Below are 14,377 nucleotides of genomic sequence, written 5' to 3' on the forward strand. Positions count from 1 at the left end.
CGAGTCTACGTCCCCGGTGTGATCAGCCCGGTTTCGTACGCAAGGACCACGGCCTGAGAGCGGTCTCGGAGGGACAGCTTCGCGAAGATCCTGGCTGCGTGGGTCTTGACGGTGGCTTCGCTGAGAGTGAGCGCAACAGCGATCTCGGCGTTGGACAGGCCCTGGCCCATCAGAGTGAGGACTTCCAGTTCGCGTGGAGTGAGCGTGGACAGGTCGCGGTGGAGCGCAGGCTGGGCGGCCGCGGGGGTGGCGAAGCGTTCCACCAGACGGCGGGTGATGGACGGCGCCAGGAGGGCGTCGCCTGTGGTGACCAGGCGTACGGCAGCGGCCAGGTGCTCCGGGGTGACGTCCTTCAACAGGAAGCCGCTGGCGCCGGCCGCCAGCGCGGCGTACACGTACCGGTCCAGGTCGAACGTCGTGAGGATGAGCACCCGGCACTCGGTCGGGGTCGCGAGGATCCGGCGGGTGGCTTCCAGCCCGTCCATCGTCGGCATCCGGATGTCCATCAGAACCACGTCCGGGTGCAGGCGCCGTACGGCGTCCACTGCCTCGGCACCGTCCCCGGCCTCGCCGACGACCTCGATGCCGCGGGCGGTGAGGATCATCCGGAAGCCGGTACGTACCAGAGCCTGGTCGTCCGCGATCACCACACGAGTCATGGACGCCCCAGCGGGAGCTTGGCGCGGACGCGGAAGCCCCCACCAAGGCGGCGACGTGCGTCGAGCTGGCCGCCGTACACACCCACTCGCTGTTTGAGGCCGAGCAGACCGCGCCCGTCTCCGTCCGGTGCCGGCGCACGACCACCCGTCAGCACACTGGGACCCGAGTTGAGCACCTCCACCCGCAGGGCGTGTGGTGCGTAGCGGACCGTCACCTCGGCCTTCACCCCGTCGCCGTGCTTCAAGGCGTTGGTCAGTGCCTCCTGGATGATGCGGTACGCCGTGACGTCCACGCCCGTCGGCAGTGCGCAGGGGTCCCCGGAGATCCTTACGTCGACAGGCAGCCCGGCGAACGCGATCCGGTCGATGAGCTCGCTGAGCCGTGTCAGACTCGGCTGCGGGGACAGGTCCTCGTCCGGATCGCCGTCGGCCTTCGGTGCGAGTACGCCGAGCAGGTGGCGCAGCTCAGCCATCGTGTCGCGGCCGGCAGCCTCGACGGCGAGTAGAGCCGCCTCAGCCTGGGACGGGTCCGTTGCCAGCACCTGCCGGGCCGCCCCGGTCTGGATGACCATCACGCTGACGTTGTGACTCACGATGTCGTGCAGGTCGTGCGCGATCCGAGCTCGCTCCGCGTCCACCGCGTTGCGAGCGGCTGTCTCGCGTTCACGCTCCAGCAACCACCCGCGCTCTTCCAGCGCCCGCGTGTGCGCACGCCGCCCCCGTACGTAGGCAAACGTCAGCACCACGGCCACAACGGCCAGCGCAGCGACTAGCAACCACATCACGAGATCCACTGTCCCAAACGCGGTCCACACACCGCATCACCCGCCAGGTTCAGGCCGTACATCTCCAGGATGACAGTCCGCGCACATTACCCCGCCAGGCTGACGCCAGCACCCAAGAAGCAGCCCTAGCGTGAGCAGCATGACGGAGGACAACGCGGTCGTACAGCTCACCGCAGTACGCAAGGAGTACGGCGAATCGGTAGCACTCGACGGAGTGTCGCTGGAGATCCACGCCGGTGAGGCGGTCGCCGTGATGGGACCGTCCGGCAGCGGCAAGTCGACGCTGCTCAGCATGGTCGCCGGCCTGGACCGGCCGACCTCGGGCTCGGTCGTGGTGCACGGCGACGACCTGGGAACGCTGGACGAGAAGGGGCTCGCCCTGTTCCGCCGGCGCCGGATCGGAATGATCTTCCAGTTCTTCAACCTGCTGGACGACCTGTCCGCGCTCGACAACGTCGCACTGGCCGCGCAGCTCACCGGTACGTCGGCCGCGCACGCACGAAAGCGTGCCCTCGAGCTGTTCGACGAGCTGGGCATCGCGGGTCGTCGCAACACGTACCCGGCACAGCTGAGCGGTGGTGAACGGCAACGTGTCGCCGTCGCCCGTGCCCTGATGAACCGGCCCGCTGTACTCCTCGCCGACGAGCCGACAGGCGCACTCGACACCCGGGCCGGCGAACAGGTGATGGACCTGCTGCTCGACCTCAACCAGATCGGCCAGACATTGCTGCTGGTGACACATGACCAGCAGCTGGCAACCCGCTGCGCCAGCAGGGTCATCGACTTCGTCGACGGGCAGATCGCCGGCGAGCGGAGTCTGGAGCGTACGTCGTGAGCGCCGTCTGGCCCGTTGCAAGGGCAGCCGTACGGCGACGGCGTGTGCAGACCCTGGTGATCGGGGTGGTCGTCCTGCTCTCTACGACGATGATCGTCGTCGCCCTGGGCCTGCTGGCCGCGTCGAGCGGCCCGTTCGACCAGGCCTACGCGAAGCAGAGCGGTGCGCAGCTGACTGCGTCGTACGACCGCAGCAAGGTCAGCGACGCGCAGCTGACGGAGGCGGCGCGGAGTGCGGCCGCTGTTGCCGGACCGTTCGCGACGGCGGCGCTGGAGCTCAGCCCGAACCAGATGGCGGACTCACTGCTGACAGTGGGCCGGGCTGATCCGGGTGGCTCGGTAGACCGGCTCAACGTGTGGCAGGGGCGCTGGGCAACCAAGACGGGCGAGATTGTCCTCAACCGGAACCCGACCGACTCCGGCGGTCGCGGTGCGCCCAAGCTGAACGGGCCCCTGTCGGCGGGCGGCCAGACGTTCACCATCGTCGGGTTCGCGTACAGCGTGAGCCAGTCGGCCGACGCGTGGATCACCCCCGAGCAGATGAACGTACTGCATCCGACGGCGACACAGATGCTCTACCGGTTCACCCACGCCGCGACCAACGCTGAGGTGACGGCAGGACAGCAGGCGGTCACCTCAGCCGTACCGGCCACCGCCTTGCTGGGTACGCAGTCCTACCTGGCTCTGCGAGCACAGGCTGCCGGTCAACCGAACACCTTCGTACCGTTCCTGATGGTCTTCGGATGGCTAGGGCTCGCCGTCGCCGTACTGATCGTGGCCAACGTCGTGAGCGGTGCTGTCGTCGCAGGGTTCAAACACATCGGCGTACTGAAATCACTGGGGTTCACACCTACACAGGTCATGACTGTGTACATCGGAATGGTGTCGATCCCTGCTGTCGTGGGATGCGCCATCGGCGTTGTCCTGGGCAACGTACTCGCCACATCCCTGCTCACACGGGCTTTTGAGAACTACGGCACCGGCGGGACGCACGCACCCGTCTGGGTGGACGTGGCCGCTCTGCTCGGCGTACCTGCTCTGGTGGCCCTGTCCGCGCTCCTGCCGGCGCTGCGGGCACGGAGTCTGTCAGCAGCGCAAGCGATCAGTGCTGGCAGCGCACCGCGAGCTGGTAGAGGGCTACGGGTGCAGCGGTGGCTGAGTGGTACCCGGCTGCCGCGGCCGATCAGTCTGGGCTTGGGGATGCCGTTCGCCCGTCCTGGTCGTACTGCGTTGACCCTGGCGGCTGTAGTACTCGGCGTCACCAGCGTGACGTTGGCGGTGGGTCTGGGGAAGTCCCTGATGACCTACCAGACCGCGGCGAGCCGTGTGGGTGCTGTGGACCTGACGATCTTCGCCGGGCCAACCGGCGCGGACCCCAACGAACCGGGGGCACCGGCAGGGGCCAAACTGACCGATGCCGAGGACGAAGCGGCAGTGCGATCCGCACCGGGTGTCAGGTCCGTCGCGGCGAGCACGGTACTCGGGATGCGGCTGACTGGAACGCAGTCGGACGTCAGAGTGTCGTTCTACCGCGGCGACTTCGAGCAGCTCGGGTTCCGCATGCTGGAAGGACGCTGGTTCGACGGCCCGGGGCAGGTGGTCGTCTCGGAGCGCTTCCTGCGGCAGCACGGTCGGGCCCTCGGCGACACGATCACGCTGGAGTCGCGTGGCAAGAGCGTGCGCGCCAAGATCGTCGGCAAGGCGATGTACAACTCGGGCGACGAGGTGCTCTCCAACTGGTCGACGCTCGCGCAGGTCGCGCCCGACCTGCGGGCGAACTTCTATGAGATCAACGTGAAGCCAGGAACGAACCTGAACGGCGTGGTGCAGGCGGTGCAGGCGAAGGACTCCGGACTGGAGGAGGGCGAGGGGCAGGACGCCGGTACGTTCGTTGCAGTCGTACTCGCAACCGTCGTACTGCTCACGCTGATGCTGGGGACCGTTGCCGCGCTCGGCGTGTTCAACACGGTCGTACTCAACACCCGTGAGCGGCGCCGCGACCTGGGCATGCTCAAGTCGATCGGGATGACTCCCACCCAGGTCACCGTGATGGTCGTGACGTCGATGAGTGCACTGGGCGCGATCGGCGGCCTGCTGGGCATCCCACTCGGGATCATCGCCCACCGCCTGGTCGTACCGGCGATGGCGAACGGTGCCCAGATCGACCTCCCCGACTTCATGCTGCACGTTTATCCCGCCGGCCTGCTCGCGCTGCTGATCCTCGCCGGTATCGCGATCGCCGCCGCCGGCGCGTACTTCCCCGCCCGCACCGCCGCCCGCACCACGATCGCCCAAGTTCTCCACAACGAGTGAATATATGGTTGCCCTGCGCCGCCGCATCGGGCTGACTTGGAGCATGGACGAGGTGGTGGCGGGTAATCGGGTGGCTTGGGAGCAGGCTTCCTCCAAGCATGTTCGGGAGTACGACGACCTGCTGGAGCAGGCTCGGTCGGGTGACTCGTTGTTCGAGCGTGAACATGAGTTGCTGGCGCGGGTGCTGGCCGAGCGTCCGGTGGTGGTGCATCTCCAGAGCGGGCACGGGTTGGATGACGTGAGCCTGGTGCGGGCCGGCGCGCAGCGGGTGGTGGGGGTCGACTACAGCTCGGTGGCCGCGACCGCTGCGCAGCGACGCGCCACCGAGCTCCAGGTGAGTTGCCGGTACGTCGTCGCAGAGGTCCCCGGCGTACCGCTCGCAGATGCGTGCGCGGACCTCGTGTACACCGGCAAGGGCGCACTGATCTGGATGCGGGACATCGACGCGTGGGCGCAGGATGTGGCGCGGGTGCTGCGGCCGGGTGGACACGTGTTCGTGTACGAGGCTCACCCGGCCGTCCCGTTGTGGACGTGGGACGCCGACGAGCCGCGGATCCGTCCGGACCGCAGCTATTTCGCCGAGTCACACATCAACGACACGTTCCCGGCCAACGGCGCGCAGGAGTGGCAGTGGACGCTCGGCGAGATCGTCACCGCGATCACCGCCGCCGGCCTCCACCTCAAGGTGCTCGAGGAGTACGCCGAGCCGTTCTGGCGGCCGCAGGACGACACGAACGCGGCCGCCTGGTCCGGCAGACTCCCCAACTCCTACGCACTGCTGGCCCGAAGACCCTTATAGATAAGGCAGGAGCTCTGCCTCCTCGCGGTCCAGGTGGGCGTTGAGCTGGGCGATCAGCTCGTCCACCTGGTCCAGAGTGACGGCCTTTTCCAGCCTGCCGATCAGTACGGCGATCTGATCGTGCTCCTGCTGCAGACCGGCGATCACGTCGGCCAACTCCGGGTGCTGCTCCTCCAGCCCCGGGAAGAGCATGGTCGACTCGCCCGTGTGGTGATAGTGCAGGCCTTGGCAGACTGTGAGGCAGTTGATGCGCAGCTGGGCGCCCAGCCCACCGGTACCGGACGTCGCCACCTCGTGCCGGATCAGTGCCAGCTCCCGCCGGAACGCCACGTGGATGCTCTTCCACGCTTCGGCGAAGGACCCTCGGCTTGCCCCGGGCGGCGCGCCCGCGATCAGCGCGACGACCGGGATCGTCCGCGTGACGCCGGCTTGGTACTTGCCCCATCCCGGATCCGCCTCGACCAGACGCGCGAACACTTCGTCGCGCTCCGCTCCTTGCAGTACAACGGCCTTGGCCGGATAGCTGTACACCCCGAGATCTACGCTGACCCCAGGATCGGCCAGCAGGTTGTGGTACCAGGCCGGGTGCTTCGGACTGCCGCCGGCCGAGCCGACAATCAGGATCCGGTCGCCGTCCGGGTAATAGCCGAGAATCGCGGTCCGCGGTTGCCCGGTCCGCGCTCCGGTGGTTGTCAGGAGCAACAGCCGGGCGTTCTCGAACGGTGCGCCGACGCGGCCGCCGTTCGCCCGGAACTCGTCGATCAGTTGTGCGGTGAAATCGTTCAGGATTCGCTTCTTTCTGGTGTCAGAACAGGAAATGTGCAGACATCAGAGAAGCGGGCGGCGCCCGCGCGGCGCTCAGAACGCAGCCGGGCACCCAACTCGTGAATGGCCCAAGGCCGACCCGGCAGTCACGTCCGCGATAGTACCCACCGACCCGGTCAGGAGACAATGTTCAGGTGTCAGTTCCGGTGTCGCTGCCCGAGCGCTTGGTCCAGGCCGGGGTCGAACTCCTCGAGGAGGACGGCCTCGCCGACCTCACGCTGCGCGCGATCGCCCGCCGGGCCGGCGTCTCACACGGGGCGCCGCGGCGCTACTTCCGTACTCACAACGCGCTGCTGGCCGCGATCGCCGCGACCGGCCTGCAGGACCTGGCTGCGCGGCTCGAGCCGCGCACCGACGGACCGCCCGAGGACCAGCTGGTCGAGGCCGCGACGCACTACCTGGAGTTCGCCGCCGACCGCCCCGGCATGTTCGACCTGATCTTCCGGCACGACCTGCTCGCCGGTGCCGGGGGCAACCTCCGCGCGACCTCACTCCCGCTGTTCCGGACCTTCGTCTGCCTGATCGGGCAACTCGGGCCCGACGACGCCGAACTCCGCGCCACCGCGCTGTGGACCAATCTGCACGGCCTCGCCGTGCTCCGCGCCACCAATGCGCTGGAGCTGCTCGGTACGAAAGACCTCGAGCCGATCGTCCGGTACGTCGTCCACAGCCATCTGCACTAATTTGCCTACCGAACGTCGCCGATTGCGTGCGAAACGTCGTACTGCGGGAAATCCACCGAAAAATCCCCACAAATGCTGTAACAAGCGGCACAGCGGACCGATATGACGAGTGAGCGTCCCAGTGGGGGGCCATGGGGATGCTCCGGTGTTTCTTCGGGACCACCGCGTGTGGAGGGGGGCCTCGCAGGTGCTCACCCGGGGCGGGGTGAGCACCTGTTCGAGGATCTAGCCCTTGATTCCCACGTTCGCCATGCCTTCGACGAAGCGTTTCTGGGCGAACACGAACAGCACGATCATCGGCAGCGTCGCCAGCGCCGTTCCGGCCATCAGGTACGGCCACTGGATCTCGGCCGGGTTCTGGGAGAAGATCGCCAGCCCCAGCTGCAGCGGCCGCATCTCGTCCGACGTGGTGATCATCAGCGGCCAGAGGAACCCGTTCCAGGCAGCCTCGATCTGGAAGACCGCGATCGTGATCAGCGCCGGCTTGATCAGCGGGGTCATGATCCGCCAGAAGATGCCGAACTCGCCGAGCCCGTCCACCCGCGCGGCCTGCGCGAGCTGGTCCGGCAGCGACACGTAGAACTGCCGCGCCAGGAACGTGAACAGCGGCGCCGCGCCGAGCGGGATGATCAGGCCCCACCACGAGTTCAGCCAGCCGATGCCGCCCTGGCCGAGGATGTTGTTCCCGCCGAACAACGGGATCGACTTCACGATCAGGAACAGCGGCACCAAGATGATCTGGAACGGCACCATCAGCAGCACGATGAAGTAGTTCAGCAGCGTCTTGCCGCCGCGGATCGGGAGCTTCGCCAGCGCGTACCCGGCCGTCGTACAGACCGCCAGCGTGAACGCCGTCTCGCCGACCGCGATGAACAGGCTGTTGCGGAAGTACCGCAGGAACGGCGCGGTCCGCATCGCCTCGACGAAGTTGTGCCAGCGCAGCTCCGCCGGCAGCCAGTTGAACTTCGCGATCTCCAGATTGCTCTTGAACGCGGTCAGCAGCATCCACAGGAACGGCACGATCATCAGCAGCGCGCCGACCGTGAGGACGACGTACAGCACGATCCGCCCGGCCCGGAGCGTCGACGGCTTCGCGGCGCCGACCGTCGGCAACGAAACGCTAGTCATTGGTATCCGCCTTCTGGAGCAGGCGTCCGAGGGCGATGAAGATCGCGATCACGATCATCATGATCACCGTCTCCGCGGACGCGTAGCCGAGTTTCAGGTTCTGGAAAGCGTTCTGGTAGATGTCCATCACCAGCACCCGGGTCGAGGAACCCGGGCCGCCCTGCGTCATCACGTACACCAGGTCGAACACCTGGAACGTACCGACGATCGACGTGATCAGGACGAAGAACTGCACCGGGCCGATAGCCGGCCAGGTGACGTTGGCGAACTTCTGCCAGCGCCCCGCGCCGTCCAGCTGGGCCGACTCGAGCAGGTCGCGGGACACGCCCTGCAGCGCGGCCAGGTAGATGATGATCTTGGTCCCGAGGCCCTGCCAGATCCCGACCACCATCAGCGACGGCAGCGCGGTCCCGGGGTCGGCCAGCCAGCGGTTCGGGGCGAACCCGAACAGGCTCAGGAACCCGTTCGCCAGGCCGGAGCCCGGGTTGTAGATCCACAGCCAGATCGTGGCCACCGCGACCGTCGCGGTCACGGTCGGGATGTAGAACGCCGTCCGGAAGAAGCCGAGACCGCGGATCTTCTGGTTCAGGCCGATCGCCACCGCGAGCGCGATCGCCATCGAGATCGGGATCACCACGATCGCGTACAGCACCGTGTGCCACAGCGACGCCAGGAAGTTCGGATCCCGGAACAGGTCGGTGTAGTTGGTGAATCCGACCCATTTGAAGCTGTCGCCGAAGCTGTAGTCGGTCAGGCTCAGCACCAGCACCGCGATCACCGGGATCACGATGAAGATGCCGGAGTGCAGCAGGGCCGGAGCGAGCAGCGTCCAGCCGGCCCGGACCTGACTGCGGATCAGCGCGCGGCTTTCCTTGGACGAGGGCGTGTTGCGGGGCGTCGCCACCGCGGGACGTTCAAGAGTTGTACTCATCTGGACTGTCCTGCCAGGTTGTGGAGCACCTTCGCGGGATCCTTCTGTCCGAGGACCGCCTGGGTGAGCTGGACGTCGAAGTTGCCGCGCATCTCGAGCCAGTTGCCCGGTACTTCGTTCTCGTTGACCGCGTACACCAGGCCGTCGGCGACGAACTTGCTCAGCGGGTTCGACTTCGCCGCCGGGGAGTTGCTGGCGTCTTTGTACGCGGGGACCTTCTTGTTCAGCTGGGCGAGCATGTCCAGGTTCGGGTTCGTGGTGAGCGTCTGGATGAACGACCACGCCGCGTCCTTGTGCCGGCTGCGCGACCCGATCGACGCCAGGTCGCCGCCGACGTACTCGATCTCCTTGCCGCTGTTGAAGCGGAAGAACTTCAGGTCGTCACAGTTCTTCTGGCCGATGCCGTCCGCGGAGCAGTCCACGCCGCCGTTGACGATGCCCATCGCGGCCTCGCCGGTGAGTACGAGCGGCTGTCCCGCCGCGTTCGTCTGCCCGTACGGCTGGACGTTGTTGATCATCGACTTGATCCACAGCAGCGTGTCCAGGCCGGCCTTGTTGTCGAAGTTCGGCTCGCCGCCGACGTACAGCGGCGTACCGGTCGCGGCCAGGAAGGTCACGAACGACTGCCGGAACCCGGTCGCCGACGCGAGGTCGAAACCGCTCCGGGTGATGTTGCCGTTCTTGTCCCGCTTGGTCAGCTTCTCGGCCGCGGCCTTGATCTCGGCCAGCGACTGCGGCGGCTTGTCCGGGTCGAGGCCCGCCTCCCGGAACGCGCTCTTGCGGAGCGCGACCGCGCGGGCGTCGGCGATCAGGGGGTACGCGTACAGCTTCTTGTCGTACGTCACCGCCGGGATCAGCGCCGGCGTCGACTTCTCCTTGATCACGTCCGGCGTCACGCCGTACTTGCCGAGATCCTCGAAGATGTTCTTCGACGCGAACGGCTGCACCCACCCGACGCCGGTGACCATCACGTCGTACGGGATGCCGGCCGCGATCGAGGTGGACAGCTTCTCGTTCAGGTTCTTGTACGTCGCGAAGTCCGGCTCGACCTTCATCTTCGGATAGGTCTTGTGGAAGTCGTCGACGACCTTCTGGAACGCGTCGCGCCCCTTGGTACTGGGCGGGAACGACGGGATCAGTACCCGCAACGTCCCGGTCGCCTCGGCCGGGGGCACGCCGTCCGTGCTCTTGTCGATCACCCCGTTGCCACAACTGCTGACGACCACGCTGAGCGCAGCGGCCAGCAGGGTCAGTCCCACTCCACGTCTCACAGGGGGTACTCCTTCGCTGACATTTTCAGCCGGGGTCCGCGACCCCACCCAAGTGCAGCGAAAGTATGGGAAAGGGCTTTCCTCGTCAATACCTCAGCGCTCGAACGATCACATTCGATCAAGCCCGGGGCGTCGAGGCGTGCTGTTCCACCTCGGCGGCGCCGCAGGAGGTTCGGATGTTGAGGGTGGGGAGGAGGCTCAGGTGCTGGGTGGGGGTGTTGGGGTACTGGAGTTTGCGGAGCAGGAGGTCGCAGGCGGTTTCGCCGAGGCCGCGGCGGGGTGGGGCGATGGCGGTGAGCGGTACGACGGCCAGTGAGGCGGTGACGTCGTTGTAGGCGATCACGGCCAGGTCCTCGGGTACGCGCAGGCCGAGCTCCATCGCGCGTTCGACCAGGCTGGCGCCGTGTTCGTCGGAGTGCACGAGGACGGCGCGGCTGCCGAACGACTCGCATTCGGCCAGGAACGCGTCCAGCTGGGCGACCGCGCCCGGGTCGTCGCCGCGCATCGGGAGGTCGACCGGCGACAGGAACACCTCGACGCCGAGCGCCTTCGCCGCGGTCTCGATCCCGAGGCGCAGCCAGTACGCCGTGACCGTGGCCTGCAGGTTGATCGCGATCCGCCGGTGCCCGAGCGCGACGAAGTGCCGCAGCGCGAGCATCGCACCGTACGCATGATCGGTCCGGACGTGGTCGAGCTCGCGGCGTACGTGCGGGAAGCCGAACGCCCGCTCCATCAGCACCACCGGCACGTCGATGTCGTCGAGCCGCGAGTCCAGCCGCTCCGCATCGCCGTCGCCGAGCGCGGTACTGAGCAGCAGCCCGGCGACCCCGATCCCGAGCACCTTGTCGAGGCGCTCCCGCTCGGTCGTCACGTCGTACCCGGAGGTGCCGAGCACCAGCCGGGCGCCGTACCGGTCGGCCACCGCCTCGGCGCCGCGGATCACGTCGGAGTAGTACGAGGCGGCGCTGGGCACCACGATGCCGATCGTGAGCCGGCTGCCGGGGCTCGACCGGTCGGCGGTGGAGGTGCCGATCGCGCCACCGTGCACGCGGCGCAGCAGGCCTGCGGAGTCCAGTTCGGCCAGGTCCCGGCGTACTGTGATCGCGGAGACGCCCAGCTCGGCGACCAGGTCCGCGACCCGGAGCCGGCCGTGCCGGCGCAGGCTGCGCAGGATCAGCTCGTGGCGCTCCTGTGCAAGCATGCGGCCCCCTGATCTCTCAGTGATTGTTCGTGATCATACGATCAGGACCCGCCCCGACGGAACGAGGAGGTCACGGTGCAGAAGGCGAACCGGACGAGCACCGTGCTGGCGAAGCTGGCCGTGGTCGGTGACCTGCTGATGCTGCAACTGGTGTTCCTGGTGATCAGCCTGGGCATCCTGACGCTCTTCCCGGCCGCGTTCGCGATGCAGCGCGTACTGCCGGACGCGATCAGCCAGGAGCGGCCGAAGTTGCTGCGCCGGTTCTTCGCCGAGTTCCGGCAGGCCATGAAGCAGTACTGGCTGCCCGGGTTCGGCCTGTGGACGGGCGGGCTGCTGCTCGCGTTCGGCATCTCCTTCTGGGCGTACGCCTCCGGACCGGTACGGATCTTCGCGCTCGCGATCCTGATCCCGCTCACCGGCATGATCCTCGGGCTCTACTTGAGCGGGCTCGCGATCCTCCCCGAGTCGTCGCCGACCGCCCCGATGAAGACGCTCTTCCGGTCCGCCAACCTGTTCCTGCTGCGCCGCCCGCTCCCCGTGGCCGGCGGTGTCGTCGTACTGCTCACCTGGTTCGCCCTGGCGTCACAGGTGCCGACACTGCTCGTTGTAGGGAGCGGTCTGGTCCCGGCACTCACGGCGTACCGGCTCTCGCGCCCGCGTCGCGAAAAAACTTCTGAAGACGTGTCAATCTGAGCGCTCCCAGTTCGACGTAGAGGTGTAAGGCCACTACGACGAACTGCAAGGAGCACCGGAATGTACGCGACGACCGACACCCTGGCGACGACGCCGGCCGCGCTGGGCGGCCGCTCGCGCTGGCTGGCCCTCTACACCCTCTGCGCGGGCATGTTGATGATCGTGCTCGACGTGACCGTGGTGAACGTGGCGCTCCCGGCAATCCAGGACGACCTCGGCTTCACCAACTCCTCGCTCGCGTGGGTGGTGAACGCGTACCTGATCGCGTTCGGTGGCCTCCTGCTGCTGGCTGGTCGACTAGGCGACCTCCTGGGACGCCGGAACGTCTTCACAGCCGGCCTGGTCGTCTTCACCATCGCCTCCGTGCTGTGCGGGCTGGCCCGCTCGCAGGAGGTACTGGTGATCGCACGCTTCATCCAGGGCGTCGGCGGTGCACTGACCTCCGCCGTGATCCTGGGCATGATCGTCACGCTGTTCCCCGAGCCGCGTGAGCAGGCGAAGGCGATCGGCATGTACGCGTTCGTCGCGTCCGCCGGCGGGTCGATCGGCCTGCTGGCCGGTGGCGTCCTGACGCAGGCGATCAGCTGGCACTGGATCTTCTTCGTGAACCTGCCCATCGGCGTACTGACGACCACGTTCGCCGTGAAGCTCATCGAGAAGGACAAGGGCCTCGGGCTCGGCCGTGGAACCGACGTACCGGGTGCCGTCCTGATCACCGGCGCGCTGATGGTCGGCGTGTTCACGATCGTGAAGCCGGCCGCCGAGCTGGGCTGGACCGCACCGCGCACGCTGGTGCTGGCCGCGGTGACGCTGGTGCTGCTGGCCGGCTTCGTCGCCCGTGAGGCGACCGCTGCGAACCCGCTGGTCCCGCTGCGGATCTTCCGCTCCCGCACACTGACCGGTGCGAACCTGATCCAGGCACTGTCCAGCTCCGGGATGTTCGGCATCTTCTTCCTCGGGTCGCTCTACCTGCAGCGGGTGCTCGGGTACGACGCTCTCGAGATCGGGCTGGCGTTCCTGCCGACCACGCTGGTCATGGGGCTGCTGTCGGTGAAGTACTCCGAGAAGCTGGTGATGCGCTTCGGTCCGCGGCGCCCGCTGATCGCCGGACTGTCGCTGATCGTCGTCGGGCTGGCGCTGTTCACGCAGGCGCCTGTGGGTGGCAACTACTTCATCCACGTACTGCCGGTGCTGGCGCTGCTCGGTCTGGGTGGCGGCGTCTGCTTCCCCGCGCTGATGGGTCTGTCGATGTCGGACGTGAAGCCCGAGGACGCGGGCCTGGCGTCCGGGCTGATCGGCACCATGGGCGAGGTCGGGGCCGCACTGGGCCTGGCCGTCCTGGCAACCCTGTCCGCGACGCGTACCGCCTCAGTGGCCGGCGCGAAGCCCGCGCTGGACGCTCTGACCGACGGCTACCACCTGTCCTTCGGGATCGCCGCCGTGATCGTCGCCGTCTCGGTCGCGATCGCCGTCACCATGATGCGGCCCGCGAAGGAGCAGGTCGCGGACGAGCCGGCGGAACTGGCACTCGAAGCCGCCTGACCTCAGATCGTCGAGTCGTGGATCGCCGAACGGGATGCAGTACGTGGACAGGCTGGCCGGGGGCGAGCGCCAACGCCGAGGTTGGGGTTGGGGTTGGGGTTGGGGTTGGGGAGGAAAACTTCCCGGATCGGGCAGGAAATCCTCCCCAACGCGTTCCCGCACACCTTCCCGCGCGGCTTGGGTGGGTTATCCGCGCTCGTTGAGGGTTCTCTGCTCGTATGACAACGGAGAACGCACGAGACGAGCGGTTCTCGCTTCTAATACCAGCAGAGAACCCACAGGTCCAGTCCGGTGTCAGCCCGCCCGGAGGCGAGCTCGTTGGCGGAGGGCGCCGATGAAGGTGAGGACCAGACCCACCGGTGTTGCGATGAGGATGCTGGTCGGGCGGCCGAGACCGAGGAACTCGGCGAGCATCGCGAACAGCATGCCGGTCATGAGCAGGAACGTGAGGGCAGCGTTGAGGATCGGATACCGCTCCAGAACCGCGAGCCAGGCGCGCCCCGGCTTTGGGCCGATGACGGAAGGCAGCAGCATGACAACGAAGAAGACGGCGATCAGGATGTCCTCCAAGCGGCCGCTGTCGGCCGCCTTGATGATCCAGGCGATCGTGACCAGCGCGCCGAACATCCTCGCCAGTGTCGGCGGTGCCGCGAAGCTGCGGTCGATGAATCTGTCGAACTGCGCCATGTGTCCCCCTCCCCAGCGGGGATGAT

Annotated in this window: 14 protein-coding genes; 6 read left to right on the top strand and 8 right to left on the bottom strand. The window is 67.4% G+C overall.

Annotated elements, in window-relative coordinates:
* Positions 1 to 5: 5 nt before the first annotated feature.
* The gene (locus ACGFI6_RS08135; RefSeq protein ID WP_393116221.1) at positions 6 to 659 is read right to left on the bottom strand and encodes a response regulator; all 654 of its coding nucleotides are present in this window, start codon (positions 657 to 659) and stop codon (positions 6 to 8) included.
* Positions 656 to 1,441 (bottom strand): sensor histidine kinase, encoded by a 786-nt coding sequence (locus tag ACGFI6_RS08140; protein WP_393118082.1) that lies wholly within the window; start codon positions 1,439 to 1,441, stop codon positions 656 to 658. Before ACGFI6_RS08140 ends, ACGFI6_RS08135 begins: the two co-directional genes overlap by 4 nt.
* A 142-nt stretch (positions 1,442 to 1,583) precedes the next feature.
* On the opposite strand from ACGFI6_RS08140, the gene ACGFI6_RS08145 reads away from it, so the two are divergent.
* Genes ACGFI6_RS08145 through ACGFI6_RS08155 form a run of 3 tightly spaced genes read left to right on the top strand, consistent with a single transcriptional unit; the run spans position 1,584 to position 5,390 of the window.
* Positions 1,584 to 2,279 (top strand): ABC transporter ATP-binding protein, encoded by a 696-nt coding sequence (locus ACGFI6_RS08145; RefSeq protein ID WP_393116223.1) that lies wholly within the window; start codon positions 1,584 to 1,586, stop codon positions 2,277 to 2,279.
* Positions 2,276 to 4,591 carry an FtsX-like permease family protein gene (locus ACGFI6_RS08150; RefSeq protein WP_393116225.1) on the top strand — a complete coding sequence of 772 codons (2,316 nt, stop codon included), beginning with the start codon at positions 2,276 to 2,278 and terminating at the stop codon, positions 4,589 to 4,591. The genes ACGFI6_RS08145 and ACGFI6_RS08150 overlap by 4 nt, the downstream gene beginning before the upstream one ends.
* A gap of 4 nt (positions 4,592 to 4,595) precedes the next feature.
* Positions 4,596 to 5,390, top strand: a complete 795-nt coding sequence (locus ACGFI6_RS08155) for a class I SAM-dependent methyltransferase (RefSeq protein ID WP_393116227.1) — start codon at positions 4,596 to 4,598, stop codon at positions 5,388 to 5,390.
* Here the strand turns inward: ACGFI6_RS08155 and ACGFI6_RS08160 are convergent.
* Entirely contained in the window at positions 5,385 to 6,215 is an 831-nt protein-coding gene (locus tag ACGFI6_RS08160) for a nitroreductase/quinone reductase family protein (RefSeq protein WP_393118084.1), read from the bottom strand. The genes ACGFI6_RS08155 and ACGFI6_RS08160 overlap by 6 nt on opposite strands.
* Before the next feature lie 134 nt (positions 6,216 to 6,349).
* Here ACGFI6_RS08160 and ACGFI6_RS08165 point away from each other — a divergent pair, with 134 nt between their 5' ends.
* Positions 6,350 to 6,898 (top strand): TetR/AcrR family transcriptional regulator, encoded by a 549-nt coding sequence (locus ACGFI6_RS08165; RefSeq protein WP_393116229.1) that lies wholly within the window; start codon positions 6,350 to 6,352, stop codon positions 6,896 to 6,898.
* Between the two features lie 225 nt (positions 6,899 to 7,123).
* Here the strand turns inward: ACGFI6_RS08165 and ACGFI6_RS08170 are convergent, their stop codons facing one another.
* From ACGFI6_RS08170 to ACGFI6_RS08185, 4 genes are all read right to left on the bottom strand, one after another.
* A complete protein-coding gene (locus ACGFI6_RS08170; RefSeq protein WP_393116231.1) occupies positions 7,124 to 8,026 on the bottom strand; it encodes a carbohydrate ABC transporter permease in 903 nt (300 codons plus the stop codon).
* Positions 8,019 to 8,957 carry a carbohydrate ABC transporter permease gene (locus tag ACGFI6_RS08175; RefSeq protein WP_393116233.1) on the bottom strand — a complete coding sequence of 313 codons (939 nt, stop codon included), beginning with the start codon at positions 8,955 to 8,957 and terminating at the stop codon, positions 8,019 to 8,021. Before ACGFI6_RS08175 ends, ACGFI6_RS08170 begins: the two co-directional genes overlap by 8 nt.
* Positions 8,954 to 10,228: an extracellular solute-binding protein gene (locus tag ACGFI6_RS08180; RefSeq protein ID WP_393116235.1), complete on the bottom strand. Its 1,275-nt coding sequence runs from the start codon at positions 10,226 to 10,228 to the stop codon at positions 8,954 to 8,956. Before ACGFI6_RS08180 ends, ACGFI6_RS08175 begins: the two co-directional genes overlap by 4 nt.
* A 118-nt stretch (positions 10,229 to 10,346) precedes the next feature.
* The gene (locus ACGFI6_RS08185) at positions 10,347 to 11,429 is read right to left on the bottom strand and encodes a substrate-binding domain-containing protein (RefSeq protein ID WP_393116237.1); all 1,083 of its coding nucleotides are present in this window, start codon (positions 11,427 to 11,429) and stop codon (positions 10,347 to 10,349) included.
* Positions 11,430 to 11,504: 75 nt separating this feature from the next.
* Here ACGFI6_RS08185 and ACGFI6_RS08190 point away from each other — a divergent pair, with 75 nt between their 5' ends.
* Complete coding sequence (locus ACGFI6_RS08190; protein WP_393116239.1) at positions 11,505 to 12,122, top strand: YesL family protein; 618 nt, start codon at positions 11,505 to 11,507, stop codon at positions 12,120 to 12,122.
* Between the two features lie 60 nt (positions 12,123 to 12,182).
* Positions 12,183 to 13,664, top strand: coding sequence for a DHA2 family efflux MFS transporter permease subunit (locus tag ACGFI6_RS08195; protein ID WP_393116241.1), 1,482 nt, complete (start codon positions 12,183 to 12,185; stop codon positions 13,662 to 13,664).
* 294 nt (positions 13,665 to 13,958) lie between these two features.
* Here the strand turns inward: ACGFI6_RS08195 and ACGFI6_RS08200 are convergent, their stop codons facing one another.
* Positions 13,959 to 14,351 carry a hypothetical protein gene (locus tag ACGFI6_RS08200; protein ID WP_393116243.1) on the bottom strand — a complete coding sequence of 131 codons (393 nt, stop codon included), beginning with the start codon at positions 14,349 to 14,351 and terminating at the stop codon, positions 13,959 to 13,961.
* Between the last annotated feature and the right edge of the window lie 26 nt (positions 14,352 to 14,377).

It is taken from the genome of Kribbella sp. NPDC048928 (assembly GCF_043197975.1).
Classification (GTDB): Bacteria; Actinomycetota; Actinomycetes; order Propionibacteriales; family Kribbellaceae; genus Kribbella.

Excerpts from the sequence above, each read along its gene's own strand:
- ACGFI6_RS08135 (WP_393116221.1), bottom strand. The coding sequence starts at position 659 with ATGACTCGTGTGGTGATCGCGGACGACCAGGCTCTGGTACGTACCGGC.
- ACGFI6_RS08140 (WP_393118082.1), bottom strand. The coding sequence starts at position 1,441 with ATGTGGTTGCTAGTCGCTGCGCTGGCCGTTGTGGCCGTGGTGCTGACG.
- ACGFI6_RS08145 (WP_393116223.1), top strand. The coding sequence starts at position 1,584 with ATGACGGAGGACAACGCGGTCGTACAGCTCACCGCAGTACGCAAGGAG.
- ACGFI6_RS08155 (WP_393116227.1), top strand. The coding sequence starts at position 4,596 with ATGGTTGCCCTGCGCCGCCGCATCGGGCTGACTTGGAGCATGGACGAG.
- ACGFI6_RS08170 (WP_393116231.1), bottom strand. The coding sequence starts at position 8,026 with ATGACTAGCGTTTCGTTGCCGACGGTCGGCGCCGCGAAGCCGTCGACG.
- ACGFI6_RS08175 (WP_393116233.1), bottom strand. The coding sequence starts at position 8,957 with ATGAGTACAACTCTTGAACGTCCCGCGGTGGCGACGCCCCGCAACACG.
- ACGFI6_RS08185 (WP_393116237.1), bottom strand. The coding sequence starts at position 11,429 with ATGCTTGCACAGGAGCGCCACGAGCTGATCCTGCGCAGCCTGCGCCGG.
- ACGFI6_RS08195 (WP_393116241.1), top strand. The coding sequence starts at position 12,183 with ATGTACGCGACGACCGACACCCTGGCGACGACGCCGGCCGCGCTGGGC.
- ACGFI6_RS08200 (WP_393116243.1), bottom strand. The coding sequence starts at position 14,351 with ATGGCGCAGTTCGACAGATTCATCGACCGCAGCTTCGCGGCACCGCCG.